Raw genomic sequence first — 24650 nt, 5'->3', positions numbered from 1 at the left:
TTTGGACTTATAATAAAAACCGTCATCCGTGTAATGCATGGATGGTGCCATGCAGTTAACTTCCAAGTTGGAAGTATGCACTTCCCCGTTATTCAACGAATAATCATCGTCGACGTTTCCCGGGCAATTTCCATGTTCACCCGCAGGCGCTTCTCCTTGCGCAGCAAGCTTTTTCCGCCGCCGCTCAGAAGTCCGGTCAACGGCGGCGTGCGCACTCTCGTTGCAAGTGGGCGCTGCGCCGATGCTGTTCGGAGAATCCGTCTTGCGACAAGTCAACAACTCGAACCACGGCTTCGCCTAGCATTGAAAAAGTTCCTGCACGACAGTTGTCGGGCCTGTTGGTCGTCGCTCTGCCAAGTGCCTGGACATATTTCCGTTATCCACTGACTCGGAGTCCAACGTCGCCGAACGTGCCGGCTGCCGCGACTCTCGAAAAAATAGCCTGGAGAAACTCCGAAACAAACATTGCACATGGACCGTCGTCGCAACGGTCTCCCTCAATAGTTATTAGAAGAAGAGGTTCGCACCCATGGCAGGCAAGCATTACCAGGATGCCGATGTGCATGCCGCAACCCTATCCCGCCTCCGACTGGTATTCCGGAACTTCGAGCGCGTCTGCGTCGCCTTCTCCGGTGGCAAGGACAGCTCGGTCACCCTGCAATTGGCGCTGGACGTGGCACGCGAGCTGGGACGCGGCCCGGTGGACGTACTGTTCATCGACCTGGAGGGGCAGTACCAGGCCACCATCGATCACGTCAGCGAGATGCTCGGGCGTCCCGACGTACGCCCCTGGTGGGTCTGCCTGCCACTCAACCTGCGCAACGCCTCCAGCCTGGAGGAACCCTACTGGTGCTGCTGGGAGCCCGGCGCCGAGGCCGACTGGGTGCGCCCGCTACCGAAGCAGCGAGGGGTGATCAGCGACCCGGCGTTCTTCCCCTTCTACCGCTACCGCATGGAGTTCGAGGAGTTCGTCGCCGGCTTCAACGCCTGGCTGGCCAGGGAGGAGCCTACCGCGTTCCTGGTCGGCATTCGTTCGGACGAATCGCTCAATCGCTACCTGGCGGTCAAGCGCAGGAGCCGGGCGAAACAATGCGCCTGGACGCCGCCGGGCGGCTCCGCGCCGCTGGCCTGGAGCGCGCGCGACCGGGCCAACCCGCAGGCGGTGAGCTTCTTCCCGATCTACGACTGGCGTTTCGAGGATCTCTGGCGTTGCGTCGCCGACCACGGCTACGCCTATAACCGCCTCTACGACCAGATGTACCGCGCCGGCGTGCCGTTCTCGCAGATGCGCATCTGCCAGCCCTATGGCGACGACCAGCGCAAGGGCCTCGACCTGTTCCACCGGATCGAGCCACGCACCTGGTTCAAGGTAGTCCGGCGCGTCGCCGGCGCCAACTACGGGGCGCGCTATTGTCGCCAGCGCTTCCTCGGCTACCGTGGCGGCCTTGGCCTGCCGCCCTCCTTCGGCACCTGGCGCGAGTACAGCCAGTTCCTCCTGCGCAGCATGCCGCCGCCTCTGCGCGGCATCTACCAGCGGCGCATCGAGCGTTTCATCCTCTGGTGGAAGCAGCACGACTATCCCCTTGCCATCTGGCCGGACGCGGGGATCCCTGCCCTGGAGAATCGTCGCAAGCAGCCGTCCTGGCGGCGTATCGCGCTATCCCTGCTGAAGCAGGACATGGCCCGCTCGCTGTCCTTCGGCTTCTCCCAGGCCGATATCGACAGACTGGTCCCCGGTCGGGAGAAGCGCTCGTGATCCGCCCGCAAGACTGCGAGATCCTGCAGTGGCGCTCGTTCGACGACGAGGCCGCCTTCTTCGCCAGCATGGGCCGCTTCTTCGCCAGCGCCCGGGTGCGCCGCGAATGCGGCGGCTACCCGCTGAGCGACGGTCCCTACCACCGCTGGTTCGTGCTCCGCCGCCAGGGGGACACGCGGATACTGGGGTTCGTCAGCCTGGAGCAACATCCCGACGTGATTCGCCTGCGCGATGCCTACCTGCGTGCGGAAGCGCGCGGTCGCGGGCTGTTCCGGACGCTGCGCGAGCGGGTCCTCGGGCATGTCGACCAACTCGGGCTGGCCTGTACCACCCGCGCGCCCCAGGCCTGCGCGCACCTTCTCGAACCGCACGGGTTCGCCGTGCATTCCACCCGGGGTAGCTGGGTGACGCTCATGAGGAAAGCCCATGGCACAGACAAAGACACTGACGGAGCGAGCCGAGGCGCTGTTCGGCGAACTGCACGGGTTGCCGCTTGCCGAGCGGATTGAAGCCATCAACCGGATCCGCCGGCTGCTCCACGCGCACAGCCCGTTCGCCGAAGAGCCGGTCGATTGCGTGCAGTGGGTGCGTGCCGAGCGCGTCGCCGGCAACGACTACAACCCCAATACCGTCGCGCCGCCGGAGATGCGACTGCTGAGGCTGTCCATCGAGTCCGACGGATTCACCCAGCCCATCGTCGCCTATCCGCAGGCCGACGGGCGCTACGAGGTGGTCGACGGCTTCCACCGCCTGCGCGTGGGCAGCGCCAAGGGCGCGCTGCGCCAGCGTCTGCACGGCTACCTGCCGATCGCCGCGATACGCGCCGGGCGCGAAGGCGACAGCGAGCGCATCGCCGCCACCATCCGCCACAACCGCGCACGCGGCGTGCACGGCGTGTTGCCGATGACGGCGATCGTGGTGACCCTGCTCAAGGCCGGCTGGAGCGAGGCCGACGTGGCCCGCGAACTGGGCATGGACAATGACGAGGTGCTGCGCTTCAAGCAGGTTTCCGGATTGCCCGAGCTGTTCCGCGAACACGTGTATTCCCGCTCCTGGGAGTAGCGGGCGGGGCCGTCGGCCGCCCCGCTCGTCCAGGCTCAGGCCGCGCCGGTGGTCAGGCTGATGTGCTTGTACTCGACGAAGTCGTCCAGGGCGGCGACCCCGTTCAGCCGGCCGAGGCCGGACTGGCGGTAGCCGCCCTCCTCGAATTCGTCGTAGACCTTGGCCCAGTCGTTGATCCATACGGTGCCGGCGCGAATCTTCCGCGCCACCCGGAAGGCACGCGCGACATCGCGGGTCCAGACCCCGGCCGCCAGCCCGTACTCGCTGCGGTTGGCCAGGGCGACGCCCTCCTCCTCGCGGTCGAATACCTGGAGGGTCAGCACAGGTCCGAAGGTTTCCTGTTGCACGATGTCCAGGTCCGGATCATCGACCTCCAGCAGGGTCGGACGGTAGAAGGCGCCGGCCGCCAGCTCGCCCTCGGTTACCGGGCCGCCGCGGACCACCACCCGCGCCCCGGCGGCGATGGCCTGGCGTACGGCTCGCTCGACGCGCTCGACGTTGGCCTTGTCGATCAGCGGCCCCATGTCGCTGCGCGGGTCCGCCGCCGGCCCCACGCGCACGTTTTCCAGGCGCTGCGCCAGGCGTTCGCGTAGCCGTTCGGCGACGCCGCGCTGCACCAGCAGGCGCGAACCGGTCATGCAGAACTGCCCGGCGAACACCGTCAGCGACTTCTCCAGCACGGGCAAGGCGGCGTCCAGGTCGGCGTCGTCGAACACCAGGTGCGGTGTCTTGCCGCCCAGTTCCAGGCCGAAGCGCTTCAGGTGCCGCGCGCCGGCGGCGGAAATCGCTCGGCCGGTGGCGCTCGAGCCGGTGAAGCTGATCACCGGCACCTCGGCCGCGTCGATCAATCGCCGGGCGCCTTCGGAACCCGATTCGCTGAAGATGTTCACCGCCCCGGCAGGCAGCGACGGCGCTTCGGCGATGATCCGCGCGACCAGGGCGTTGGTCTGCGCGGTCTGCCCCGGCATCTTCACCACCGTGGTGGTACCGGCGGCCAGCGCCGGCGCCAGGGAACGGATCATCAGCACCACCGGTGAATTCCACGGCACGATGATGCCGGCGACGCCCATCGGCTCGCGCAGCACCAGCGACACCACGTCGGGGCGCGGCGTGCCGCTGGCGCCCCGTTCGCTGCGCGCCAGGCCGGCGTAGTAGCGCAGCTTGCCCGGCACCATGCCGACCTCGAAGGCGGCCTCGGGCTTGATCTTGCCGTTCTCCAGGGCGAGCAGGTCGATGAGCGCATCGGCATGCCGCTCGAAGGCCGCGGCGATTTCCTCCAGGGCTGTCGCGCGCAGCGCGTGGTCGTCCTTCCAGGGGCCATCTTCGAAGGCGCGCACAGCGGCGGCGATCGCCGCGTCGGCCTCGGCCCGCCCGCCGTCGGCGTAGGTGCCGATCGGCTGGCCGCTGGCCGGGTCGAAGGATTGTCCCCGCTGCGCGGAATCGAGCCATGCGCCGTCGATCCAGTGTCTGGCGTGTCCGTTCATCTGCAAGTTCTCCTGGGTCGATCAGGCGATGCGCTGCGCGAGGTGCTCGGCAACGGCGATGGTGGTGATGTTGGTGGCCACCGAAATGGCATCGGGGAAGATCGAGGCGTCGATCACCCGCAATCCTTGCAGGCCGTGCACCCTGCCCTCCAGGTCGACCACCGCCCAGCGCTCGCCGGCACGGCCCATCGGCGCGCTGGAGGTCGGGTGGTGGTAGGTATCGAGGGTGGCGCGGATCGCCGCTTCGATCTGCGCATCGCTGCGTGCCTCGGGCCCCGGCCCGAGTTCGGCGTGGATCAGCCCGGCGAGCGGTTCGCTGCGGCCTATCCGGCGCGCCAGCTTGACCCCTTCCAGCAACCGCGCGCGGTCTTCGGCCTCGGCGAGGAAGTTCAGGTCGATCAGCGGCGCGACGGCCGGGTCGCGGCTGGCCAGGCGCACGCTGCCCAGCGATTGCGGCCGGGTCAGGGCCACGGCGAGGACGAAGCCGACCCCGGTCGGGCTCATCTCGGCGGGGAACAGGTGGGTGGCGGTGATGTGCAGGTCCAGCTCGCCGTTCTGCGCCCGCGAGCTATGGGTCCAGAGCTTGGCGCCGATCACCGGCGACTGCGCGCCGATGCGCTCCGGCCGGGCGGCATAGGCGTTGTAGTAGAACGGATGGTCCTTCAGCCGGCGGCCCACCGGCAAGTCGGCAAGCAACGGGATCGACAGCGCCTTCAGCTCGTCGGCCGGGCCGACACCGGAGCGCAGCAGGATCGCCGGGCTGCCGTAGGCGCCGGCGCTGAGGATCACTTCGCCGGCGTGGATTTCCTCGCCGGAGGCCAGGCGCACGCCCACCGCACGCTTGCCTTCGAAGAGTACCCGGTCGACCAGCGCGTCGCCGCGGATCGACAGGTTGGCGCGACCGCGCACGGCGTTGTCGAGATAGGCCATGCCGGTGTTGACGCGCACACCGTTGACGACATTCATCGGGTACGGCCCGACGCCGTTGGCGTCGGCGCCGTCGAAATCGGCGATGGCCTTGAAACCGTTGGCCAGGGTGGCGTCGACGAAGGCCCTCTGCATCGGCGAGAGATCGGCGCGGCTCAGTTGCCGCACCGGCAGCGGTCCGTCCCCGCCGTGCAGGGCCGGGTCGCCGCCCTGGCGGGTCTCCAGGCGGCGGAACGCCGGCAGCAGGTCGTCGTAGGACCAGCCCGGCAGGTTCCAGCGGGCGAAGTCTTCGCGCCGCGCGCGGATCGCCACCGCGCCGTTGATCGCCGAGCTGCCGCCGAGGACCTTGCCGCGGATCGCATGGATCGGATGCCCGATCGCCCCCGGTTGGGACTGGTAGCCCCAGTCGCTGGAGGGGTCGCCGCCGACGCTGTCGCTGCTGGCGATGATCCTGGGGTAGTCCCAGGCCGGATAGGCCTGGCCGGCTTCCAGCAACAGTACCCGGCGGTCGCCGCGCTCGCTCAGACGCCGGGCGAGGACCGCGCCGGCTGAGCCGCCGCCGACGATCAGCACATCGATCCTGCCGCCATCGAAGGCCTTGCGCGGCGTTTCCGCCGTGGCGCTGGCCACGCCGGGCGCGCCGCCGAGCAGCGAGCCCAGGGCGAGCGCGGCGGAGCCGGCAACGGTCTGCGCCAGCAAGGTGCGGCGCGCCGGGTTTTCGGGTTGGTGCATGGGGTTCTCCCGTATCCAGAACGATTGACGGGAGCAACGCTATGCCCGGCGCGCCTTCGGCGACAGACAGCGGAAGGCGAACCGCTGGTTCGGTTTTTCCGAACTCAGCCCGGCGGCAACAGGCCACGCTCGATGAGCGCACGGTCCCAGGGCGCCGGATCGCCGATTTCCTCTTCGAGGAACTGGCCGAGGACGAGGATCTTCCGGGGCGTCCGTTGGGTCTTGCGGTAGACCACGGAAACCTGCCCGCCGTCCGGCGAGTAGCCAGGCAGGACCGGCAACAGCTCGCCGGCCAGCAAGGCATCGGCGGCCAGGAAGCTCGGCAGGATCGCCAGGCCGAGCCCGGCGCGCGCACCTTCGAGCAACTGGTGCCCGGAGTCCGTGCGCATCCTCACCCGGATGCGGAACGAGGCCGGTTCGCCGTCCACCGGCAGACAGAGCATGCCGCCGGGCTCGCGGTTGTAGTAGACCAGCCCGTCATGCGCCTGCAATTCCTCGGGATGCTGCGGCACGCCATGTCGCGCCAGGTAGGCGGGACTGGCGCAGAGCAGGTGGCGGTTGGCGGTGATCGGCCGTGCCACCAGGCAGGAGTCGTCCAGCCGGCCCATGCGCAGGGCCATGTCGAAGCGCGGTTCCTGGAGGTTGACGAAACGATCGTCGGCCTGCACGTCCACCCGCAATTGCGGATGGCGCTCGGCGAAGCGCGCCAGCAGCGGCGCCAGGTAGCGCGGAGTGAAGGCCAGCGGCGCGGAGAGACGCAACTGGCCGCGCAGGTCGGCGTCGGCGTCGAGCACCGAGGCTTCCGCCTGCTCCAGCTCCTGTAGCAGGCGGCAGGCGTGTTCGTAGTAGGTGCGTCCGGGGTCGGTGAGGCTCAGCGGCCGGGTGCGGTTCAGCAACACCCGGCCCAGGCGCCTCTCCAGTTGCTGGATACGCTGGCTGACTTGCGACTTGGTGGTGCCCAGGCGGCGGGCAGCCTCGGAGAAGCTACGGGCGTCGACCACGCTGACGAAGGTGGTCATTTCGGTAAACTTGTTCATCGGTGTCCTTCTGCGATCCGCCCCCGCGGACCCCGATCATACGCTTTCCGCCGCCGCTATCCGCGCCTCGGCGACCCGGCGCAGGCGGTGCATGGACTCCTCAGACTCGCGTTCGATGCGCCGGCGCAGCAGGAACAGGTTGGCCAGGCGCATCGACCAGCCGTCGAAGCGGTACTCCAGGGTGCGCACGAAGCGGGTGCCGGCCGCGCTCGGCTGGCATTCGTAGCTCAGGCGCAGGTGCAGCCCCCGGTCGCCCCGGGCGTTGGCGCGCCACAGGTGCCCCGGCTGGTACTCGACCACCGTCCAGGACAAGTGCCCGGCGCGGCCGCCGGCGTGGATGTCCTCCTCGAAGCGCGCGCCGGCCGGCAGCGGGCCAGAGGCGCCGTCGACCCGCAACGACGAAGGATGCCATTCCGGCCAGAGCCCCGGGCTGGCGGCGTAGGCCAGGGTCGCCTCGGGCGCGCGGGCGATCTCGATCCGGTGCTGCATGCGGGTCATGGCGTGCTCCTCGGCGGTTTCCGCTTCCCAGTGGAGGGTGCCGTAGCACCAGTCCATCAACGGGAAGACCAGGTTGAAGTTGTGCGTCTGCATCAGCTCGCGACGGTGATGCAGTTCGTGCAGGCGGCGCATGTGGCGGATCCACGGCAGGCGGCTGAGCGGATGCTCCGGCGGCAGGTGTTCGCAGGCGTGGAAGATCTCGTAGCTGAGGTAGCCCAGCAGCAGGGTCGCGGCGAACAGCGCGGCGAGGTTGTCGTTCAGCAGGCCGAGCAGGCTCCAGGCGAGCAGCGCGCCGAGGCTGAAGACCACCACCAGCCAGGCCGGGAACAGGATCACCCGCCAGTCGCGGGCCTGTTCGTAGCGCATCTGGCCGGCGACGAAGAAGCTGTGGTGGTCGCCGGTATGGCGCTTGTAGAACATCCGCCCCAGCGGGTGCTTGTGGTGGCCGAGGGACTTGTGGATGCGGTACTCGCCCCAGTTGAAGAACACCAGCGCGGCCGGCACCGTCAGCCATTCCAGCAGGCTCGGCTGCTCGAGCCGGGAGAGGAAGAAGACGATCCAGGCGCCGCCGTAGGCGAGGACGAAGCCGGCGTGCAGCCAGGGGTTGTAGCCGGGCCGGATGGCCGCGCGGTACTGCTGGCGAAAGGGTTGGGGATCGAAGGACATGGTCGGCATCTCGCGTGTGATTGTTATTGGCTGGGCCGCGAACCGGGCCGATCCGCCGGGGCGGAAGGGCTTGCATTCGAGTGTAGCGATGCCAGTCTTATCATGGTAATGGATAAATAGAATGAAGATTATTCATGAAGCTGAATTTGCAGCAGCTCGACCTCAACCTGCTGCTGGTCTTCGATGCCCTGATGCGCGAACGCAACCTGTCGCGCGCAGCGATGCGCCTGCATCGCAGCCAGCCGGCGGTGAGCAACGCCCTCGCCCGCCTGCGCGAACAGCTCGACCAGCCGCTGTTCCGGCGCACCGCCAAGGGCCTGGAACCCACCGCCGCCGCCCTCGCCCTGTACGTGCCGGTGCGCCAGGCCCTGCATTTGCTGCAGGCCGGGCTGGGCTCCCAGGAAAGCTTCGATCCGCACACTGCGCGGACCTTTCGCCTGACGATGAACGACTATGCCCAGTTGCGCCTGCTGCCTGGCCTGGTGACCCGCTTGAAGACCCTGGCCCCGCGGGTGACGCTGGAGGTACGTCCCGACGAAGGCGCCTCGATCCCGGCACAACTGGCCAGCGGCGAACTGGACCTGGCGATCGACTACCTGTACTTCGACGAGCCCGAGCTGGCCTACCGGCCGGTCGGCGAGGAACGCCTGGCGGTGATCGGTCGGCAGGGCCATCCGGCCTTCCGCGGCGGCCTCGACCGCGCGGCCTACGAGGCCGCGCAGCACGTCTCGATCCTGCCGCGGGTCGGTCGCGGCAGTCCGCTGGAGATCGTCCTCGGCTCGGCCAGGGTACAGCGCCAGGTGCAATTGCTGGTGCCTCACTACCTGACCATCCCGGCCATCGTCGCCAGCACCGAGCTGCTCGGCACCGTGCCACGCCGCCTGGCCGAGCGCTTCGCCGGCAGCCATGGCTTGCAACTGGCGGACGTCCCCTTCGAGATGGCCCCGGTGCAGGTCAACCTGATCTGGCATCGCCAGCAGGAAGCGACGCCCGGCCTGCAATGGCTGCGCGAGCAGATCGTGCAGATCGAACAGGGCTGAGTCGCAGGTTGCGCACGAGGATCAGTCTTCCGTCACTTTCGATCATTGAGCGAGGCCTTTCCCGCGACCTATGGTGAGGCTCCGCCCCGCAGCCGGTCCCAGGCCGCCCAGGGGATACAGTCCAGCACCCGCCAGAGGAGCCACCGTATGACCAGCCTGCCGCTCGAAGCCAACGCCGCCGCCACCCTCGCCGAATGGCACGGGCTGATCGCCCGCCGCGACCTCTCCGGGTTGCCGCGCCTGCTGCACCCCGACGCCGTGTTCCGCTCGCCGATGGCGCACAAGCCGTATGCCGGCGCACCGGTGGTCTCGATGATCCTGAATACCGTGCTCACGGTCTTCGAGGATTTCGCCTATCACCGCCAGTTGGCCAGCGCCGACGGCCGCAGCGTGGTGCTGGAATTCAGCGCACGGGTCGGCGAACGCGAACTGAAAGGCATCGACATGATCCGCTTCGACGACGACGGCCGGATCGTCGACTTCGAAGTGATGGTCCGTCCCATGAGCGGCCTCCAGGCCCTCGGCGAGGAGATGGGCCGGCGCCTGGCCTCCTATCTGGCCGCGAGCAAGGCCTGAGGCGATAGCCTTTGGGCCAGGGCCCGACGCTGCCTTTGCCAAGAGCGCAGCGTCGGCCCGCCGGGGCGAACTCCCGACATGGGTGCAACGCCCCGCCCTCCCGCGTGCCGCGTCGACCCAGGCCACAGCGGAGGGGCTTGGGTAGTTCCGCAGCGAACCGGGCGAGGACATTTCCCAGGAAAACGCCAGGTCGGTACTTCACGAACCCGCGTCCATCGCGGCCATGACCCATATCAAGGACATCGGACGGCAATTCCGCCACTGTCCTGGCATCCGTCCGTTCTTTCCCGCCCCGTGCCGCCCCCAGGGCCTCCACCCGTGAGGATGCTCCATGAGCAAGATGATGAAAGCCGCCGTATTCATCCAGCCCGGCCGTATCGAGCTGGTCGACAAGCCGATTCCCGACGTGGGGCCGAACGATGCATTGGTGCGCATCACCACCACCACGCTCTGCGGCACCGACGTGCACATCCTCAAGGGCGAGTATCCGGTCGCGCCCGGCCTGACGGTGGGCCACGAGCCGGTCGGGATCATCGAAAAGCTCGGCAGCGCGGTGGTCGGCTACCGCGAAGGCCAGCGCGTGATCGCCGGTGCCATCTGCCCCAACTTCAACTCCTATGCCGCCCAGGACGGCGTACCGTCGCAGGACGGCAGCTACCTGGTGGAATCCGGCCGTTGCGCCTGCCATGGCTACAAGGCGACCGCCGGTTGGCGCTTCGGCAACCTGATCGACGGCACCCAGGCCGAGTATGTGCTGGTTCCCGACGCTCAGGCCAACCTTGCCCCCATACCCGATGGTCTCAGCGACGAACAGGTGCTGATGTGTCCGGACATCATGTCCACGGGCTTCAAGGGCGCGGAGAACGCCAACATCCGCATCGGCGATAGCGTGGCGATCTTCGCCCAGGGTCCCATAGGCCTGTGCGCCACCGCCGGCGCCCGGCTGCTGGGCGCCAGCACGATCATCGCCATCGACGGCAACGCCCATCGCCTCGATATCGCCCGTGGAATGGGCGCCGACGTCACGCTGAACTTCAGGGAGTGCGACGTGATCGAGGAGATTCTCAAACTCACCGGCGGGCGCGGCGTGGATGCTTCGATCGAGGCGCTCGGTACGCAATCGACCTTCGAGACCGCCCTGAGGGTGCTCAAGCCCGGCGGCACCCTTTCCAGCCTAGGGGTCTATTCGGAAGACCTGACGATTCCGTTGTCGGCCTTCGCCGCCGGCCTCGGCGACCACCGGATCAATACCGCGCTGTGCCCCGGCGGCAAGGAGCGCATGCGCCGACTGCTCAATATCGTGGCTTCGGGCCGGGTCGACCTCGGGCCGTTGGTCAGCCACGAATACCGCCTCGACGACATCGTCGCCGCTTACGACCTGTTCGCCAACCAGCGTGACAACGTACTGAAGGTGGCGATCAAGCCGCACTGAGACCGTCATCCTATACTGCTGGACGGAGGTGGCGAACCCGTCGCGAACGACGAAGCGGGTTCCACCCATGGCGTCGGCGGCGTCCTTGCGCCGTCGCTTCGCGGGGGATGGAGAGAAACCGTCCATGAACCGAGCCAAGCTCTACCTCTGCTGCGTCACGCTGCTGGCGCCGGTCATCGCCGGCGCGGCGACTGCCGACTACGTCTACGGCATGCCGCTGGACGTGGCCAGGGTGCTGAGCGTCGACGAGGCGCCCAGCGATACCTGCCAGGTGGTGCGCGCCACCCTGGTGTACCTGGACTCCCACGGCGAGCGCCAGGTGTTGCACTACCTGAAGCAGGCGCGTGCGTGCAGCAACGAATGAAACCACGATAGGAAAGGACGAACGGTCAGGGTTGTCGTTTCATTTCACGAAATTTTCACCCCTGACATGGATACTGGAACCAGCTGAAGGACCAGCGCCCCATTGCATAGAGCCCACCATCGAGTGGGCTTTTTGCATTGTGGGCCGCGTATCGCCTGCCTTGGGTTCAATCCCGCTCTTCCCTGCGCAGCAGTTCGCGCTTGCGCTCCACGCCCCAGCGGTAGCCGGAAATGTCGCCGTCGCGACGTACCACCCGGTGGCAGGGAATCGCCACCGCGATCCGGTTCGCCGCGCAGGCCTGCGCCACCGCGCGCACCGCTCGCGGCGCGCCGATCCGTTCGGCGACCTGCGCATAGCTCGCCGTGCTGCCCGGCGGTATTTCCCGCAGTGCCTGCCAGACCCGTTCCTGGAACGCCGTACCGCGTACGTCCAGCGGCAGGTCCAGTCCCAGTTGAGGCGACTCGACGAAGCCCACCACCTGCGCCACCAGCCGTTCGAAGTCGGCGTCGCCGCCGAGCAGCTGGGCGCGCGGGAACTGGTCCTGCAACTCGCGCAGCAATGGCTCCGGCTCCTCGCCGAGGAGGATCGCGCAGATGCCGTGCCGGCTCTGCGCCACCAGGATCGCGCCCAGCGAGCACTGGCCGATGGCGAAACGGATCGCCGCGCCGGCGCCGCCATCGCGGTAATCGCGCGGGCGCATGCCGAGGCGTTGCGACGAGGACTCGTAGAAGCGGCTGTTGGAGTTGAAACCGGACCCGTAGATCGCCTCGGTCACCGAAGCGGATGCCTGGCCCAGGCGCTCGCGCAGGCGCCGGGCACGATAGGCCGAGGCGTAGGCCTTGGGCGTCAGGCCGGTTTCGGCCTTGAACAGGCGATGGAAGTGGAACGCACTCATGCCCAGTCGGGCGGCCAGCGCCTCCAGTGCCGGCGGCGTCTCCGCCGTTTCGATCATCCGGCAGGCCTGCGCCACCCGCTCGGCGCGCTGCTCCGCTGCCAGGCTGCGGTCGCCGGCGGCGCGCCGGCTGGGCCGATAGCCGGCGGCCTCGGCCGCCTCGGCAGTGGCGAAGAACTCGACGTTCTCGCGCCTGGGCCGACGCGCCGATGAACTCGGGCGGCAATAGACCCCGGTGGTCTTCACCGCATAGACGAACGCCCCGTCCGCCGCCGCGTCGCGCGCCAGCACGGCGGCCCAGCGCTGTTCGTCGGTGTGGTAGGCGTTGCAAGGATCGAGCTGCTGGCTCATGGCGTTTCCCCTGTGGGAGCGGATGATGCCCGCAGACTAATTCGCCATTCAAGCGCAAGAACTCCGGTTCTTGCGCTTGAATTCGAGCAAGGCCGTGCGCCCGGCTTCGGCAGGCGCGGAAGGCCGCCGGCTTGCCTGGCCATCGCCAGGCGCCATAATGGCCCGCTCGAACCGGCGGAAGGACTGGGAACATGGCGTTCAAACGGATAGCACTGGCCTACTGCATGCAACTGGATCGGGTGATCTCCATCGCCAGCGCCCGCCGCGAATACTTCTCCCAGGCCGAGCCGCGCAAACGCTTCGATTTCCTCTGTTCCAGCGAAGGGTGCCGTGCACAGGGAATCAAGGTGTCGGCGAGCAACTACGACAAGCTGCCGCAGGACACCCGCAAGGCCGCGCACTTCAGCAAGTTCCCGCATTCCACCCACCTGCCGGATTGCGAATGGTTCGTCGAGGAGGACGAGGACGCTCTGCGCCCGGGCGAGTCCGCCGAGGATGCCGGCCAGCGGCGCATCCGCGACAAGCTGGATGCCTACGTCGAGGAGTTCGACCCGGCCATTGCCGAGGAAGCCGCGCCGACGCAAGCGGACCCGGAGGCCGAGGAACAGCCGCCGGCCTCCGCCGCAATGCGCGCCGACGCTCCCGCCGGGCCTCGGCAGAGAACGCAACGGCCACGGCGCACCCGCGATTTCGAACGGCTCGTCGACACCTTCCGCCAGGCCCGCGCCGAGCTGCCGGCGGAAGAGTTCAAGCAACTGGACATCCGCATCAGCGGCCTCGGCCGGATACCGCTGCGCGCCTATTTCCAGCACATCGGCTATGCCACACCGGGCAGCGCCGGCAAGGTGTTCTACGGCGGCGCCGACCTGGTCCGGCGCTACGGTGCGCCGAGCCGGCCGCAGGGCTTTCGCTTCAAGTTCCGCGACCGCATCGACGGCAAGCCGGTATTCCTCTACGTCGCCCCGGAAACCTTGCAGGGCTATCCGCATCGGCGCTACCTCGAAGACATCCTCGGTTGCGCCGAAACGGTGCGCTACTTCACCCTCTACGCCCTCGGGCGGCTCGTCGAAGCGCCGAGCGGCAAGAGCTACAGCCTGGAGCCGGATACCCTGCGCCACCTGGCGATCATCCCCGGTCCGGCGAAGGACGTCGCCCCTCAGAGCTCGTCGTAGAGTCGGTCGCTGACCAGCATGTGCCCCGGCGCGTGACTGATGTACAGCTCCGGCTGAACCTCGGCGAGCACCGCCTGGGGCGTGACCCCGCAGGCCCAGAACAGCGGGATCTCGTCCGCCGCGAGCGGCACCGGGTCGCCGTAGTCGGGCCGTGCCAGGTCGCGGATGCCGATCAGCGCCGGATCGCCCAGGTGCAGCGGTGCGCCATGGGTCATCGGGAAGCGGCTGGTGACCTGGATCGCCCGGATCGCCTCGGCGGCCTTCAACGGCCGCATCGATACCACCGTGGGCCCGGCCAGGCGACCGCTCGGCCGGGTAGCGATGGAGCTGCGGTACATCGCCACGTTGCGCCCCAGCTCGAGGTGGCGCAGGCCGATGCCGGCGTCGAGCAACGCCTGTTCGAAGGAGAACGAGCAGCCGATGGCGAAGGCGACGAAATCCGCTTCCCAGAAGGTGCCGATGTCGCTCACCTCGACGGGCTCCCGGCCGCGTCGATGCACCCTGTAGCGCGGCAGGTCGCTGCGCACGTCGATATCCGCGCCGAGCCTGGCGAAGTGCGGCGAGCCGGGCTCGCTGACGTCGAGCAGCGGGCAGGCCCGGGGGTTCAGGGCGCAGAAGCGGAGGAATTCGTCGGCCCAGGATTTCTGCAGGATCACCAGGTTGGCCTGCAGGTGGCGCTGGCCGAGGCCACTGGTATGGCCGGCGTAGTCGCCGCGGCGGATCAACTGGCGCAGGGCCGGCGGCGGCAGTTGCGCGAGTTCGTGGAAGGTCGGTTCGGGCATGGCGGCTCCGTGCACTGGCGGACTTCATTGTCGACCGGTTTGTAGAAGCGGACGGCGGCCAGCGTCCAACAAGATTTTTCCGCCGGGGGTGATCGGAAAATCCGAATCAGCGCGAACGCAGCCGCCCCACTCCTTTCTTCAGCGGCGCCAGGACCATGCACTCCGGGCCGACGTTGCCCGCGTAGTCGGCCAGCACCGCCTTGCTCAGTTCCACCACTTCGTCCACCAGCTCCAGGCCGGTGCCGCCGCGCCAGGACACCACCAGCGGCAGGTTCGGCGGCGGCGGGCCGAGGCGCAGCAGGGTCAGTTCGCCGCGTTCCAGTTCCTGGCTGACCAGCGCCGGCGGCAAGGCGCCGACGCCGAAGCCGTCGCGCAGCAGGCGGGTCATCGCCGCCACCGAGTTCACGCAGTTCAGGCGCGGCGCCGCGACGCCGTTGGCGTGCAGCAGGCCGAGCACGTCCTGGTGCGGCCGCGAGTGCTTGGAGAAGGTCACCACCCGCTCCCGCGCCAGATCCGCCAGCGAGGCGTAGTCGCGGTGGTAGATCGAGCCGGTGGAGACGATCCAGCGCAGCGGATAGCTGCCCAGTTCGAGGTTCAGCACCGACTCGTGGCGCAGCGAGTCGGTCTGGAAGATCAGGTCCAGGTAGCCCTTCTGCAACTGCTCGGAGAGGTTGCGCGCGGTGTCCGCCATCAGCTCGATCTCCACCGCCGGGAAGGTTTCCGTGACCCTGGCCACCAACGGGCTCAGCCAGGTGTGGATGACCGTGTCCATGGCGCCGATGCGAATCCGTCCCTGGGTGCTGGCGCCGGTGTCGAGCGACTGCTTCAGCGCGTGCATGGTGTCCATCATCCGCTCGGCGTAGGCCAGTACCTTGTCGCCTTCCGGGGTCAGGGTCACGCCGCGCGAGTCGCGGACGAACAGTTTCACGCCGAGTTCGTCCTCCAGCACGGCGATCCGGCTGGAAATGGAAGCCTGGGTGCTGAACAGCTTCTCCGCGGTGAGGCGGAAGCTCTTCAGGCGCGCGACCCAGACGAAGGTCTCGAGGAATTTCAGGTTCATGTGGCGGGTACCGACGGGCAAGGGACACAAGGTGGCGGGAGCGAGCAGCTTCCATGCCAGCGCCCACCTTCCGGCGGCACATGATCGACGCATGACGGCCTGCTCCGCCATCGAAATTTCTTATCCCCGGCGGCCGCATAAATTAGTTGGACGCTCGCTGGCCAGCCTCGAAGAATGCGACCACCGGGTGCGACGGCGCCCACCGAATCTTCATAACACCAATAACGACGATCGGTGCCCCCATGGAAAAACACATGACCCTCGACGCCGGCCCGGACGCTTCCCGGGACGGTCATTTCGGCTGGTATCGCGCCCTCGACAAGCAGGAACGCCGGGCCTTCTGGAGCTGCAAGATCGGCTACGGCCTGGACGGCATGGACACCCAGATGCTCAGCTTCGTGATCCCTACCCTGATCGCCCTGTGGGGGATCGGCACCGGCGAAGCCGGCTTCATCCACACCATGACCCTGCTCGCCTCCGCCGCCGGCGGCTGGATCGCCGGGATCCTCTCCGACCGCATCGGCCGGGTGCTGACCCTGCAACTGACGGTGCTCTGGTTCGCCTTCTTCACCTTCCTCTGCGGCCTCGCGCAGAACTACGAGCAGTTGCTGGTCGCACGGACCCTGATGGGCTTCGGCTTCGGTGGCGAATGGACCGCCGGCGCGGTACTCATCGGCGAAGTGATCAAGGCCCGCGACCGCGGCAAGGCGGTCGGCCTGGTGCAGTCCGGCTGGGCCATCGGCTGGGGCCTCACCGCCATCCTCTACTCGCTGATGTTCAGCCTGCTGCCGCCGGAAGAGGCCTGGCGCGCGCTGTTCATGCTCGGCCTGTTGCCGGCGCTGTTCGTCCTGGTGGTACGCCGGCTGGTCAAGGAACCGGAGATCTACCGCGAGGCCAGGCAGCGCAACCAGGGCGCCGACAAGGTCAGCTTCTACGAGATCTTCGCCCCCGGGATGCTCAGCATCACCCTGCGCGCCTCGCTGCTGACCACCGGCGCGCTCGGCGGCTACTACGCCATCACCGCCTGGCTGCCGACCTTCCTCAAGACCGAACGCGGGCTGACCGTGCTCGGCACCAGCGGCTACCTGGCGATGGTGATCCTCGGCTCCTACGTTGGCTACGTGGTCAGTGCCTTCCTCACCGACCTGATCGGGCGCAAGAAGAACTTCGTCCTGTTCGCCGTCGGCTCCTTCACCGTGGTCCTGCTCTACACCCAGTTGCCGGTGAGCAACGGCGCCATGCTCTGGCTCGGCTTCCCGCTAGGCTTCTTCGCCTCGGGCATCTTCAGCGGCATGGGCTCGTTCCTCACCGAACTGTTCCCGACCCGCATCCGCGGCTCCGGCCAGGGCTTCTGCTACAACGCCGGGCGCGCCATCGCCGCGCTGTTCCCGATGCTGATCGGCATGCTCGGCCAGAAGCTCTCGCTGGGCCTGGGGATCGGCGCCTTCGCCGCGGTTTCCTACGGCGTAGTGATCCTCGCCGCCCTCAGCCTGCCGGAAACCCGCGGCAAGCAACTGGAACTCTGAGCCGTCGACCGAGGAAACCCCAGCATGCATCCGAATCCCCGCCTGGCTGCCGCGCTGCTCGCCGGCAGCGGGCTGGGCTGGCCGCTGCTCGCCCAGGCCGACCTGGTCGAGGACAGCCACGCCAGCCTCGAACTGCGCAACTTCTACTTCAACCGCGACTTCCACCAGAGCGGAGCGCGCGACAACGCCGACGAATGGGCGCAGGGCTTCCTCCTGCGCCTGGAGTCCGGCTTCAGCGAAGGCACCGTCGGCTTCGGCGTCGACGCCATCGGCCTGCTCGGCCTCAAGCTCGATTCCGGCGGCGGCAGCGGCGGAACCGGGCTGCTGCCGGCCGACGGCTCCGCCGGGGGGTCCCAGGACGACTACGCCAAGCTCGGCCTGACCGCCAAGGCGCGGGTTTCCAACAGCCTGCTCAAGGTCGGCGCGCTGCACTTCAAGAGCCCGCTGGTCTCGGCCAACGACACCCGCCTGCTGCCGGAACTGTTCCGCGGCGCGCTGCTCGACGTGCAGGAGATCGCCGGCCTGACCCTGCGCGGCGCGCACCTGGACCGCAACAAGCTGAACAGCTCCAGCGACTACCAGGTGTTCAGCGCCAACCGCATCGGCGGGCGCAGCGATGCCTTCGACTTCGCCGGCGGCGACTATCGCCTGACCCCGGCGCTGACCGCCAGCCTGCACCAGGGTCGGCTCAGGGAGATCTACCGGCAGACCTTCGCCGGCCTGGTACACACCCTCGACCTCGGCGGACAGCGCTCGCTCAAGAGCGACCTGCGCTTCGCCCGGGCCAGCGAGGACGGCGGCTTCCGCGAACTGGACAACCGCGCCTTCGGCGCCCTCTTCAGCCTGCGCCTGGGCGCCCACGCGGTGGCCGCCGGCTACCAGCGGATCAGCGGCGACGATCCCTATCCCTACATCGCCGGCAGCGACCCGTACCTGGTCAACTTCATCCAGATCGGCGACTTCGGCAGCGTTGACGAGCGCTCCTGGCAACTGCGCTACGACTACGATTTCGGCGCGCTCGGCCTGCCCGGCCTGAGCTTCATGAGCCGCTACGTCTCCGGCGACAACGTCGCCCGCGGCGCGGCCAACGACGGCAAGGAATGGGAACGCAACACCGACCTCGGCTACGTGGTGCAGAGCGGGCCGCTGAAGAACCTCGGGGTGAAATGGCGCAACGCCACGGTGCGTTCGAATTTCGCCAACGACCTCGACGAAAACCGCCTGATCCTCAGCTACAGCCTGGCGCTGTGGTGAGGTCCGGCGAGCAATGACCTGAAGGAACCAGCATGAACAGCCTGTTGTTGAACTGCGATATCGGCGAGAGCTTCGGCGCCTGGCGCATGGGCCTGGACGCCGAGGTGATGCCGCTGATCGATTGCGCCAACATCGCCTGCGGCTTCCACGCCGGCGATCCCGGCACCATGCGCCGCACCGTGGCCCTGGCGGTGGAGCATGGCGTGCGCATCGGCGCGCACCCCGGCTACCCCGACCTGGTCGGCTTCGGCCGGCGCTCGCTGGCCTGCTCGGCGCAGGAAGTGGAAGACCTGCTGCTCTACCAGATCGGCGCCCTCGACGGACTCTGCCGCGCCCAGGGCACGCGGGTACGCTACGTCAAGCCGCATGGCGCGCTGTACCAGGACATGATGCGCGACCCGGCGATCCTCGCCGCCGTGCTGCGCGCACTGGCGGCCTACGACCGCGCCCTGCCGCTGATGCTGATGAGCACCCGCGACAACACCGCGGCGCGCGCGCTGGGCGAGGCCCACGGCATCGAGCTGTGGTTCGAGGCGTTCGCCGACCGCGCCTACGACGGCGCCGGCTACCTGGTCTCGCGCAGCCAGCCCGGCGCGGTACACCACGACGCCGAGACGGTGCTCGCCCAGGCCCTCCTGCTGGCCCGTGGCGCGCCGCTGCGAGCCAGCGACGGCAGCGCCCTGGCGCTGGAGGCGCAGACCCTCTGCGTACACGGCGACAATCCCGCCTCGCTGGCTGCGGTGCGGCGCATCCGCGACGCCCTGGAGGCGGCATGAGCCAACCGCAACCGCGCATCGAGGTGGCCGCCATCGACAGCTTCGTCCTGCGCCTGTTCGAGCGCATCGACGAAGCCAACATGCCCTGGCTGCTGGCGGCGGAGGACAACCTGCGGGCGGCGTTCGGCGCCGCCCTGCTCGACCTGGTGCCGTCCTACACCACCCTGCTCCTGCAATACGACCTGCTCCAGCTCGACCCTGGCGAGGCCCGCGCGCGGATCGCCGCGGCGCTGTCCGACTTGCGCCCGAAGCGCCAGGACGGCGGCCGTTTGCACATCCTGCCGACCTGGTACGACCCGCGGGTCGGCCCCGACCTGGAACCCCTGGCGCGGCGCAAGCAGCTCGGCGTCGCCGAGCTGATCCGCCGCCACAGCCAGCGCGAGTACCGGGTCTTCGCCCTCGGCTTCAGCCCCGGCTTCGCCTTCATGGGGCTGGTCGAGGAAGCCCTGGCGGCACCCCGCCTGGCGACTCCCCGGCAACGCATCGCCGCCGGCAGCGTCGGCATCGCCGAGCGCCAGACGGCGGTCTATCCGCAGGCCTCGCCAGGCGGCTGGAACCTGCTCGGGCGCTGCCCGGTGCGCCTGTTCGACCTCGCCCTGGACGGCTACAGCCTGCTGCGCGCCGGCGACCGGGTGCGTTTCGAACCCATCGGACACGCCGAATTCGTCCGTCTCGGCGGCGACGACACGCCCCTGGAGGTCCAGGCATGAACGACTCCATCCACGGCGGCCTGCGGGTGTGCCAGAGCACCCCGCTGGTCCAGTTGCAGGATCGCGGCCGCTTCGGCTGCCGCCATCTCGGCGTGACCCAGGGCGGCGCCCTCGACTGGCTGTCCATGGGCTGGGCCAACTGGCTGCTGGGCAATCCCCTGGACGCCGCGGTGATCGAGATCGCCCTCGGCGGTTTCGTCGCCGAATGCCGTGCCGACGGCTGGTTGGCCCTGGCCGGCGGCGACCTCGGCGCGACCCTCGATGGCCAGCCGCTACCGGCCTGGGGCGCGTTCGCCGTGCGCGGCGGCCAGCGCCTGGCCTTCGCCCACCCACGCCAGGGCGCCCGCGCCTACCTGGCGGCGCCCGGCGGCTTCGCCGGCGAGCGCCAGTTGGGCAGCCTGGCCACGGTGGCCCGCGAAGGCCTGGGTGGCCCCCGCGCCGACGGCAAGGCCCTGGCCGCAGGCGACAGCCTCGGCTGGCTGGCCGATGGCGCGCGACCGCGCGCGCTGCCGCGGCCCAGTGAACGGATCATGGACTGCACCGGCGAAGCGCGCCTGGAGCTGATCCTTGGCGCGCAGATCGGCGACTTCCCGGCCATGAGCCTGTTCGATGCGTTCAACGGCGACTGGCAGGTGGATACCCGCGCCGACCGCATGGGCGTACGTCTGCTCGGCCCGCGCCTGGAATGCCGGCAGCAGTCGATGATTTCCGAAGGCATCGCCCTGGGTGCGGTGCAGGTGCCGCCGGACGGTCAGCCGATCGTCCTGCTCAACGACCGCCAGACCATCGGCGGCTACCCCCGTCTCGGCGCCCTCGCCCCGCTGGCGCTGGCGCGCCTGGCGCAATGCCTGCCAGGCCAGCGGGTGCGGCTGCTGCCGACGGTGCAGGAGGCGGCGCACCGCGAGCATCGACGCCTGCTGGCGGCCTGGGACGCATAGGCGGTTTTTTTGAACGGCGCCGTATGGCGAGCGTCCACCGCACACTCGTCCCGTCCGGAGGTTCGCCATGTCCAGTCGCCTGTCACTGATCGCCGCCCTGCTGTTGCCCCTGGCCGTCCAGGCCGAACCCGCTGATACCCGCGCCCTGCTCGCCGACAGCCTGGCCGACAGCCAGGCCCAGGTGGAGGCAGCCGAGCAAGCCATGCGCCGTTCCGAAAACAAGGCGGTGCAGCGCTATGCCAAGCGCGTACTCACCGAACAGCAGGAGTTCGACCACCAGTTGCGCGCCCTGGCCGGGGAAAAGGCCTTGGCGCTGCCCTCGCCGCGCCAGACCGAACGGCAGGCCGCCGCTCCCGGCGGCTTCGACGAGCGCGGTTTCCTCGACGCGCAGATTCGCCAGCAGGACCGTCTGGTCGCACGCTTCGAGGGAATCGCCCGGGACTCCGCCGATCCCGACCTGCGCCGCTTCGCCGACGAATGGCTGGCGCGCTTCTACCACCACCGCGAACTGGCCGACCAGTTGCGTAGCGGCCGCGCCGACTGAGCGCCGCGAGCGCCTTGCTCAGTGCCGCGCGAGGATCTGCCGGGCGCTCTGGCGAATCACTCCCCAGCGCTTGGGATCGTCCTGCAGCATGGCGCCAAGCAGGTGCTTGGCCTGCTCGAAACTGATGTGCGGCGGCAGCGGCGGCACGTTCGGATCGGTGACCACCTCCAGCAGCACCGGGCGGTCGGCGGCGAAGGCCTCGGCCCAGGCGGCGTCGATGTCCTCCGGGCGATCCACGCGGATGCCCTTGAAGCCGAGCATGTCCGCATAACGCGCGTAGGGGAAATCGATCACTTCCTGCGCCGGGCTGAACTCGGGGTCGCCGGCCAGGGCACGCTGCTCCCAGGTCACCTGGTTGAGATCGCCGTTGTTCAGCACCAGCACGATGAAGGTCGGCGAGTCCCAGCGCTGCCAGTACTGCTGCACGGTGACCAGTTCGGCGTTGCCGTTCATCTGCATGGCGCCGTCGCCGACCATCGCCACCACCGGCCGCTGCGGATAGGCGAGCTTGGCGGCGATAGCGTAGGGCACGCCGCTGCCCATGGTCGCCAGCTTGCCCGACAGCGAGCCGAGCATGCCCGGGCGCATGCGGATGTCGCGGGCGTACCAGTTGGTATGCGAGCCGCTGTCGCCGCAGAGAATCGCATCGTCCGGCAGTTGCTCCGACAAGGAACGGAATACCCGCTGCGGGTTGATCGGGTCGGCTGGCTCTTCGGCCTGGCGCCGGGCTTCCTCGCGACTGGCCGTCACCGCCCGCTCGACCCGGCGGCGCCAGGCGCCGTGCTTTTTCTGCTCGAGCAGCGGCAGCAGGCGCTCCAGGGCTTCCCCTGCATCGCCGAGCAAGGCCTGATCGATCGGATAGCGGATACCGATGTTGCGCGGATACAGGTCGATCTGCACCGCCCGCGCCTGGCCGGCCTTGGGTAGGAACTCGCTGTAGGGAAAAGTGCTGCCGACGATCAGCAGGGTGTCGCAATGCGCCATCAGCATGCTGCTGGCGCGGGTGCCGAGCAGGCCGATGGAACCGGTCACGTACGGCAGGTCGTCGGAAACCGCCGCCTTGCCCAGGAGCGCCTTGGCCACTCCGGCGGCCAGGCGCTCGGCAACCGCTTCCAGTTGCCGGTGCGCGCCCAGGGCACCGGCGCCGGCGAGGATCGCCACGCGCCGGCCGCGATTGAGGATCGCCGCGGCGGCTTCCAGGTCGGCGTCGCGCGCGTAGGGTCGCGGCTGGACGAAGCCCACCGCCGACATCACGTGGCCGTGCTCGTGGGGCTGGCGCTTCGGGGCCGCCATCTGTTGCACGTCGTTGGGCACGATCACCGTCGCCACCTGCCGCTCGCCGACCGCCACGCGCAGGGCTCGGTCCAGCACATGGAGCAGTTGTGCCGGGCTGACCACGGTCTCGACATAGGCGGAAACGTCCTTGAACAAGCTCTGCAGATCGACTTCCTGCTGGTAGTCGCTGCCCAGCGCGGTAGCCGCCTGCTGGCCGACGATGGCCAGCACCGGCTGATGATCCATGCGCGCGTCGTAGAGCCCGTTCAGCAGGTGGATCGCGCCCGGCCCCGAGGTGGCCAAGCACACCCCGACCTCTCCGGTGAACTTGGCGTGGGCGCCGGCCATGAAGGCCGCCATCTCCTCGTGGCGCACGCGGATATAGTCGAATGCCTCGGCGCGCCGGCCCATGGCGCCCATGATCCCGTTGATGCCATCGCCGGGGTAGCCGAAGACGCGCTTCACCCCCCACTGGCTCAAGCGTTCGAGCAATTGATCGGCAACCGTGCTGGACATTCTCGCCTCCTGGTCGTGTCTGGGGTCGTACCAGTGAGGACTGGCGCCGGGGGCGAGGGTTCAAGGCAATCGAGCGGCGGTGCCGACGGCGAAATCGACTGAACTGTCGGCATCGTCGACCGGCCCAAGGAACAGGGCCCGCATGGGCGCAATCGCCAGGAGGTGCCGCCATGACCCGCGCCATCAACGATCCCGGAAACGAAGACCCCGGCTCCCTGCTGGAAACCGACGCCGACGCCCTGCTCGGCGGTGCCGCCGTCCAGGCGCCGGAAGAGCGTTGCCGGCTCGCGGCCCAGGGTTGCATCCGCGCGTGCGAGCGCTACCTGGCGCTCTGCACCGAGTCCAGCAGGGAACAACGCCAGCACGCCGACGACTGCGCCGACCTCAGCCGCCTCGCTGCCCTGCTGCTGGAGCGCCGCAGCCCATGGGCGCCGGCCGCCTGCGAGCTGGCGGCGCGCTATGCCCTGGCATGCGCATCGCGTTGCGATGGCGACGAGCCGCTGGAGCGCGAATGTGCGGGTGCCTGCCGGCGCTTCGTCGAAGCCTGTCGGCCGTTGTTGCCGGCCTGAGGCTGGCAGTTTTCTGCCCTCGTGGTCTTGAGTCTGAATGTGCTGGGCAAGCTGATTTCCTTGCCTGCCTCGGCTTCTCGTTTCGCTCTCCCAGGCCAGTCCCTTTTGCAAGCGTCTGTACGGACCGGAGACGTGGCTGACAGGTGTGCGGAGTTGCCGGAGAGAGACCACGAGAGACGCTATGAGCCTGAGAGAAGAGTTCATTCCGAAGTCCTGATCCGTAGGGCGAATAACCGCTTGCGGTTATCCGCCGCTTTCCGTGACATCGGCGGATAACGCCCGTGGCGTTATCCGCCCTACGGGACTATATCGCTCGCGACTTCTTAGCTGCCTACACGGCAGTGAACAAAATTGAGGTAGATATCTACATACAGCGGGCTTTCTTAGCTGCCTACACGGCAGTGAACGCTGTGCCTACGAAGATCAGCGCGGACTACCATTTCTTAGCTGCCTACACGGCAGTGAACAGACCATCACCCGGCCATTGTACGTACCCAGCTTTCTTAGCTGCCTACACGGCAGTGAACGCCAGTTCGTCCATGGCTTGCTTGAGCTGATATTTCTTAGCTGCCTACACGGCAGTGAACTGCAGGATGGTGATCATGCGCGGGTCATTGTCTTTCTTAGCTGCCTACACGGCAGTGAACGAGACCTTTTCGGCGGTCTCTTGATTCGAACTTTTCTTAGCTGCCTACACGGCAGTGAACTAGC

Annotated in this window: 23 protein-coding genes and 1 CRISPR repeat array; of the genes, 15 read left to right on the top strand and 8 right to left on the bottom strand. The window is 68.4% G+C overall.

The window, feature by feature from the left end:
* Window positions 1–529: 529 nt before the first annotated feature.
* From HMPREF2886_RS22425 to HMPREF2886_RS22415, 3 genes are read left to right on the top strand one after another with little or no spacing between them, the layout of a single operon-like run.
* Entirely contained in the window at window positions 530–1756 is a 1227-nt protein-coding gene (locus HMPREF2886_RS22425; protein WP_033968719.1) for a phosphoadenosine phosphosulfate reductase, read from the top strand.
* Entirely contained in the window at window positions 1753–2265 is a 513-nt protein-coding gene (locus tag HMPREF2886_RS22420) for a GNAT family N-acetyltransferase (protein WP_057389061.1), read from the top strand. The genes HMPREF2886_RS22425 and HMPREF2886_RS22420 overlap by 4 nt, the downstream gene beginning before the upstream one ends.
* Window positions 2183–2818: an IbrB-like domain-containing protein gene (locus tag HMPREF2886_RS22415; RefSeq protein ID WP_003088853.1), complete on the top strand. Its 636-nt coding sequence runs from the start codon at window positions 2183–2185 to the stop codon at window positions 2816–2818. The genes HMPREF2886_RS22420 and HMPREF2886_RS22415 overlap by 83 nt, the downstream gene beginning before the upstream one ends.
* A 35-nt stretch (window positions 2819–2853) precedes the next feature.
* Here the strand turns inward: HMPREF2886_RS22415 and HMPREF2886_RS22410 are convergent, their stop codons facing one another.
* From HMPREF2886_RS22410 to HMPREF2886_RS22395, 4 genes are all read right to left on the bottom strand, one after another.
* The gene (locus tag HMPREF2886_RS22410; protein ID WP_070748406.1) at window positions 2854–4302 is read right to left on the bottom strand and encodes an aldehyde dehydrogenase family protein; all 1449 of its coding nucleotides are present in this window, start codon (window positions 4300–4302) and stop codon (window positions 2854–2856) included.
* A gap of 21 nt (window positions 4303–4323) precedes the next feature.
* Complete coding sequence (locus HMPREF2886_RS22405; RefSeq protein ID WP_023091347.1) at window positions 4324–5961, bottom strand: GMC family oxidoreductase; 1638 nt, start codon at window positions 5959–5961, stop codon at window positions 4324–4326.
* A gap of 104 nt (window positions 5962–6065) precedes the next feature.
* On the bottom strand, window positions 6066–6998 hold the full coding sequence (locus HMPREF2886_RS22400; protein ID WP_070748404.1) for a LysR family transcriptional regulator: 933 nt from the start codon (window positions 6996–6998) through the stop codon (window positions 6066–6068).
* Window positions 6999–7034: 36 nt separating this feature from the next.
* Complete coding sequence (locus tag HMPREF2886_RS22395) at window positions 7035–8171, bottom strand: SRPBCC family protein (RefSeq protein WP_079387306.1); 1137 nt, start codon at window positions 8169–8171, stop codon at window positions 7035–7037.
* A 125-nt stretch (window positions 8172–8296) separates the two neighbouring features.
* Between HMPREF2886_RS22395 and HMPREF2886_RS22390 the strand changes: the two genes are divergently transcribed.
* The 4 genes from HMPREF2886_RS22390 to HMPREF2886_RS22375 all read left to right on the top strand — a co-directional run bounded on the left by HMPREF2886_RS22390 (window position 8297) and on the right by HMPREF2886_RS22375 (window position 11574).
* Window positions 8297–9202, top strand: a complete 906-nt coding sequence (locus HMPREF2886_RS22390; RefSeq protein WP_033968709.1) for a LysR family transcriptional regulator BsrA — start codon at window positions 8297–8299, stop codon at window positions 9200–9202.
* A 147-nt stretch (window positions 9203–9349) separates the two neighbouring features.
* Window positions 9350–9778 carry a nuclear transport factor 2 family protein gene (locus tag HMPREF2886_RS22385; RefSeq protein ID WP_003102139.1) on the top strand — a complete coding sequence of 143 codons (429 nt, stop codon included), beginning with the start codon at window positions 9350–9352 and terminating at the stop codon, window positions 9776–9778.
* Window positions 9779–10109: 331 nt separating this feature from the next.
* The gene (locus HMPREF2886_RS22380; RefSeq protein ID WP_033970888.1) at window positions 10110–11210 is read left to right on the top strand and encodes an NAD(P)-dependent alcohol dehydrogenase; all 1101 of its coding nucleotides are present in this window, start codon (window positions 10110–10112) and stop codon (window positions 11208–11210) included.
* Window positions 11211–11334: 124 nt separating this feature from the next.
* Window positions 11335–11574 carry a DUF2790 domain-containing protein gene (locus HMPREF2886_RS22375; RefSeq protein WP_033970887.1) on the top strand — a complete coding sequence of 80 codons (240 nt, stop codon included), beginning with the start codon at window positions 11335–11337 and terminating at the stop codon, window positions 11572–11574.
* Window positions 11575–11740: 166 nt separating this feature from the next.
* On the opposite strand, the gene ada is transcribed toward HMPREF2886_RS22375, so the two are convergent.
* Window positions 11741–12817: a bifunctional DNA-binding transcriptional regulator/O6-methylguanine-DNA methyltransferase Ada gene (gene ada, locus HMPREF2886_RS22370; protein WP_070748402.1), complete on the bottom strand. Its 1077-nt coding sequence runs from the start codon at window positions 12815–12817 to the stop codon at window positions 11741–11743.
* Between the two features lie 191 nt (window positions 12818–13008).
* Between ada and HMPREF2886_RS22365 the strand changes: the two genes are divergently transcribed.
* Window positions 13009–13989, top strand: a complete 981-nt coding sequence (locus HMPREF2886_RS22365) for a hypothetical protein (protein WP_039026790.1) — start codon at window positions 13009–13011, stop codon at window positions 13987–13989.
* On the opposite strand, the gene HMPREF2886_RS22360 is transcribed toward HMPREF2886_RS22365, so the two are convergent.
* Window positions 13974–14771, bottom strand: a complete 798-nt coding sequence (locus tag HMPREF2886_RS22360; RefSeq protein ID WP_033970881.1) for a putative hydro-lyase — start codon at window positions 14769–14771, stop codon at window positions 13974–13976. The two genes, HMPREF2886_RS22365 and HMPREF2886_RS22360, sit on opposite strands and share 16 nt — an antisense overlap.
* Window positions 14772–14877: 106 nt before the next feature.
* Window positions 14878–15831, bottom strand: a complete 954-nt coding sequence (locus tag HMPREF2886_RS22355; protein WP_033977919.1) for a LysR family transcriptional regulator — start codon at window positions 15829–15831, stop codon at window positions 14878–14880.
* 254 nt (window positions 15832–16085) lie between these two features.
* On the opposite strand from HMPREF2886_RS22355, the gene HMPREF2886_RS22350 reads away from it, so the two are divergent.
* The 6 genes from HMPREF2886_RS22350 to HMPREF2886_RS22325 all read left to right on the top strand — a co-directional run bounded on the left by HMPREF2886_RS22350 (window position 16086) and on the right by HMPREF2886_RS22325 (window position 21579).
* A complete protein-coding gene (locus HMPREF2886_RS22350) occupies window positions 16086–17357 on the top strand; it encodes an MFS transporter (protein ID WP_003102111.1) in 1272 nt (423 codons plus the stop codon).
* A gap of 24 nt (window positions 17358–17381) precedes the next feature.
* The gene (locus tag HMPREF2886_RS22345; RefSeq protein ID WP_033977901.1) at window positions 17382–18611 is read left to right on the top strand and encodes an OprD family porin; all 1230 of its coding nucleotides are present in this window, start codon (window positions 17382–17384) and stop codon (window positions 18609–18611) included.
* A gap of 32 nt (window positions 18612–18643) precedes the next feature.
* Window positions 18644–19387, top strand: coding sequence for a 5-oxoprolinase subunit PxpA (locus tag HMPREF2886_RS22340; protein ID WP_033977899.1), 744 nt, complete (start codon window positions 18644–18646; stop codon window positions 19385–19387).
* The gene (locus HMPREF2886_RS22335; RefSeq protein ID WP_033977896.1) at window positions 19384–20097 is read left to right on the top strand and encodes a 5-oxoprolinase subunit B family protein; all 714 of its coding nucleotides are present in this window, start codon (window positions 19384–19386) and stop codon (window positions 20095–20097) included. Before HMPREF2886_RS22340 ends, HMPREF2886_RS22335 begins: the two co-directional genes overlap by 4 nt.
* Complete coding sequence (locus HMPREF2886_RS22330) at window positions 20094–21035, top strand: 5-oxoprolinase subunit C family protein (RefSeq protein ID WP_033977894.1); 942 nt, start codon at window positions 20094–20096, stop codon at window positions 21033–21035. Before HMPREF2886_RS22335 ends, HMPREF2886_RS22330 begins: the two co-directional genes overlap by 4 nt.
* A gap of 67 nt (window positions 21036–21102) precedes the next feature.
* On the top strand, window positions 21103–21579 hold the full coding sequence (locus HMPREF2886_RS22325; protein WP_033970874.1) for a DUF4142 domain-containing protein: 477 nt from the start codon (window positions 21103–21105) through the stop codon (window positions 21577–21579).
* An 18-nt stretch (window positions 21580–21597) separates the two neighbouring features.
* On the opposite strand, the gene HMPREF2886_RS22320 is transcribed toward HMPREF2886_RS22325, so the two are convergent.
* Window positions 21598–23370, bottom strand: coding sequence for a thiamine pyrophosphate-requiring protein (locus tag HMPREF2886_RS22320; protein WP_070748400.1), 1773 nt, complete (start codon window positions 23368–23370; stop codon window positions 21598–21600).
* Between the two features lie 170 nt (window positions 23371–23540).
* Between HMPREF2886_RS22320 and HMPREF2886_RS22315 the strand changes: the two genes are divergently transcribed.
* On the top strand, window positions 23541–23939 hold the full coding sequence (locus HMPREF2886_RS22315) for a four-helix bundle copper-binding protein (RefSeq protein ID WP_033977890.1): 399 nt from the start codon (window positions 23541–23543) through the stop codon (window positions 23937–23939).
* A gap of 319 nt (window positions 23940–24258) precedes the next feature.
* Window positions 24259–24646: direct repeats of the CRISPR family, unit length 28 nt; unit sequence TTTCTTAGCTGCCTACACGGCAGTGAAC.
* Window positions 24647–24650 lie beyond the last annotated feature (4 nt).

Origin of the sequence: Pseudomonas sp. HMSC066A08, from assembly GCF_001813025.1 — a bacterium.
GTDB classification, from domain to species: Bacteria; Pseudomonadota; Gammaproteobacteria; order Pseudomonadales; family Pseudomonadaceae; genus Pseudomonas; species Pseudomonas aeruginosa.
This window is presented reverse-complemented; position numbering and strand designations above follow the sequence as displayed.

Excerpts from the sequence above, each read along its gene's own strand:
- HMPREF2886_RS22355 (WP_033977919.1), bottom strand. The coding sequence starts at position 15,831 with ATGAACCTGAAATTCCTCGAGACCTTCGTCTGGGTCGCGCGCCTGAAG.
- HMPREF2886_RS22365 (WP_039026790.1), top strand. The coding sequence starts at position 13,009 with ATGGCGTTCAAACGGATAGCACTGGCCTACTGCATGCAACTGGATCGG.
- HMPREF2886_RS22325 (WP_033970874.1), top strand. The coding sequence starts at position 21,103 with ATGTCCAGTCGCCTGTCACTGATCGCCGCCCTGCTGTTGCCCCTGGCC.
- HMPREF2886_RS22415 (WP_003088853.1), top strand. The coding sequence starts at position 2,183 with ATGGCACAGACAAAGACACTGACGGAGCGAGCCGAGGCGCTGTTCGGC.
- HMPREF2886_RS22400 (WP_070748404.1), bottom strand. The coding sequence starts at position 6,998 with ATGAACAAGTTTACCGAAATGACCACCTTCGTCAGCGTGGTCGACGCC.
- HMPREF2886_RS22405 (WP_023091347.1), bottom strand. The coding sequence starts at position 5,961 with ATGCACCAACCCGAAAACCCGGCGCGCCGCACCTTGCTGGCGCAGACC.
- HMPREF2886_RS22350 (WP_003102111.1), top strand. The coding sequence starts at position 16,086 with ATGACCCTCGACGCCGGCCCGGACGCTTCCCGGGACGGTCATTTCGGC.
- HMPREF2886_RS22340 (WP_033977899.1), top strand. The coding sequence starts at position 18,644 with ATGAACAGCCTGTTGTTGAACTGCGATATCGGCGAGAGCTTCGGCGCC.
- ada (WP_070748402.1), bottom strand. The coding sequence starts at position 12,817 with ATGAGCCAGCAGCTCGATCCTTGCAACGCCTACCACACCGACGAACAG.
- HMPREF2886_RS22385 (WP_003102139.1), top strand. The coding sequence starts at position 9,350 with ATGACCAGCCTGCCGCTCGAAGCCAACGCCGCCGCCACCCTCGCCGAA.
- HMPREF2886_RS22335 (WP_033977896.1), top strand. The coding sequence starts at position 19,384 with ATGAGCCAACCGCAACCGCGCATCGAGGTGGCCGCCATCGACAGCTTC.
- HMPREF2886_RS22390 (WP_033968709.1), top strand. The coding sequence starts at position 8,297 with ATGAAGCTGAATTTGCAGCAGCTCGACCTCAACCTGCTGCTGGTCTTC.
- HMPREF2886_RS22410 (WP_070748406.1), bottom strand. The coding sequence starts at position 4,302 with ATGAACGGACACGCCAGACACTGGATCGACGGCGCATGGCTCGATTCC.
- HMPREF2886_RS22320 (WP_070748400.1), bottom strand. The coding sequence starts at position 23,370 with ATGTCCAGCACGGTTGCCGATCAATTGCTCGAACGCTTGAGCCAGTGG.
- HMPREF2886_RS22315 (WP_033977890.1), top strand. The coding sequence starts at position 23,541 with ATGACCCGCGCCATCAACGATCCCGGAAACGAAGACCCCGGCTCCCTG.
- HMPREF2886_RS22380 (WP_033970888.1), top strand. The coding sequence starts at position 10,110 with ATGAGCAAGATGATGAAAGCCGCCGTATTCATCCAGCCCGGCCGTATC.
- HMPREF2886_RS22395 (WP_079387306.1), bottom strand. The coding sequence starts at position 8,171 with ATGCCGACCATGTCCTTCGATCCCCAACCCTTTCGCCAGCAGTACCGC.
- HMPREF2886_RS22345 (WP_033977901.1), top strand. The coding sequence starts at position 17,382 with ATGCATCCGAATCCCCGCCTGGCTGCCGCGCTGCTCGCCGGCAGCGGG.
- HMPREF2886_RS22375 (WP_033970887.1), top strand. The coding sequence starts at position 11,335 with ATGAACCGAGCCAAGCTCTACCTCTGCTGCGTCACGCTGCTGGCGCCG.
- HMPREF2886_RS22360 (WP_033970881.1), bottom strand. The coding sequence starts at position 14,771 with ATGCCCGAACCGACCTTCCACGAACTCGCGCAACTGCCGCCGCCGGCC.
- HMPREF2886_RS22330 (WP_033977894.1), top strand. The coding sequence starts at position 20,094 with ATGAACGACTCCATCCACGGCGGCCTGCGGGTGTGCCAGAGCACCCCG.
- HMPREF2886_RS22425 (WP_033968719.1), top strand. The coding sequence starts at position 530 with ATGGCAGGCAAGCATTACCAGGATGCCGATGTGCATGCCGCAACCCTA.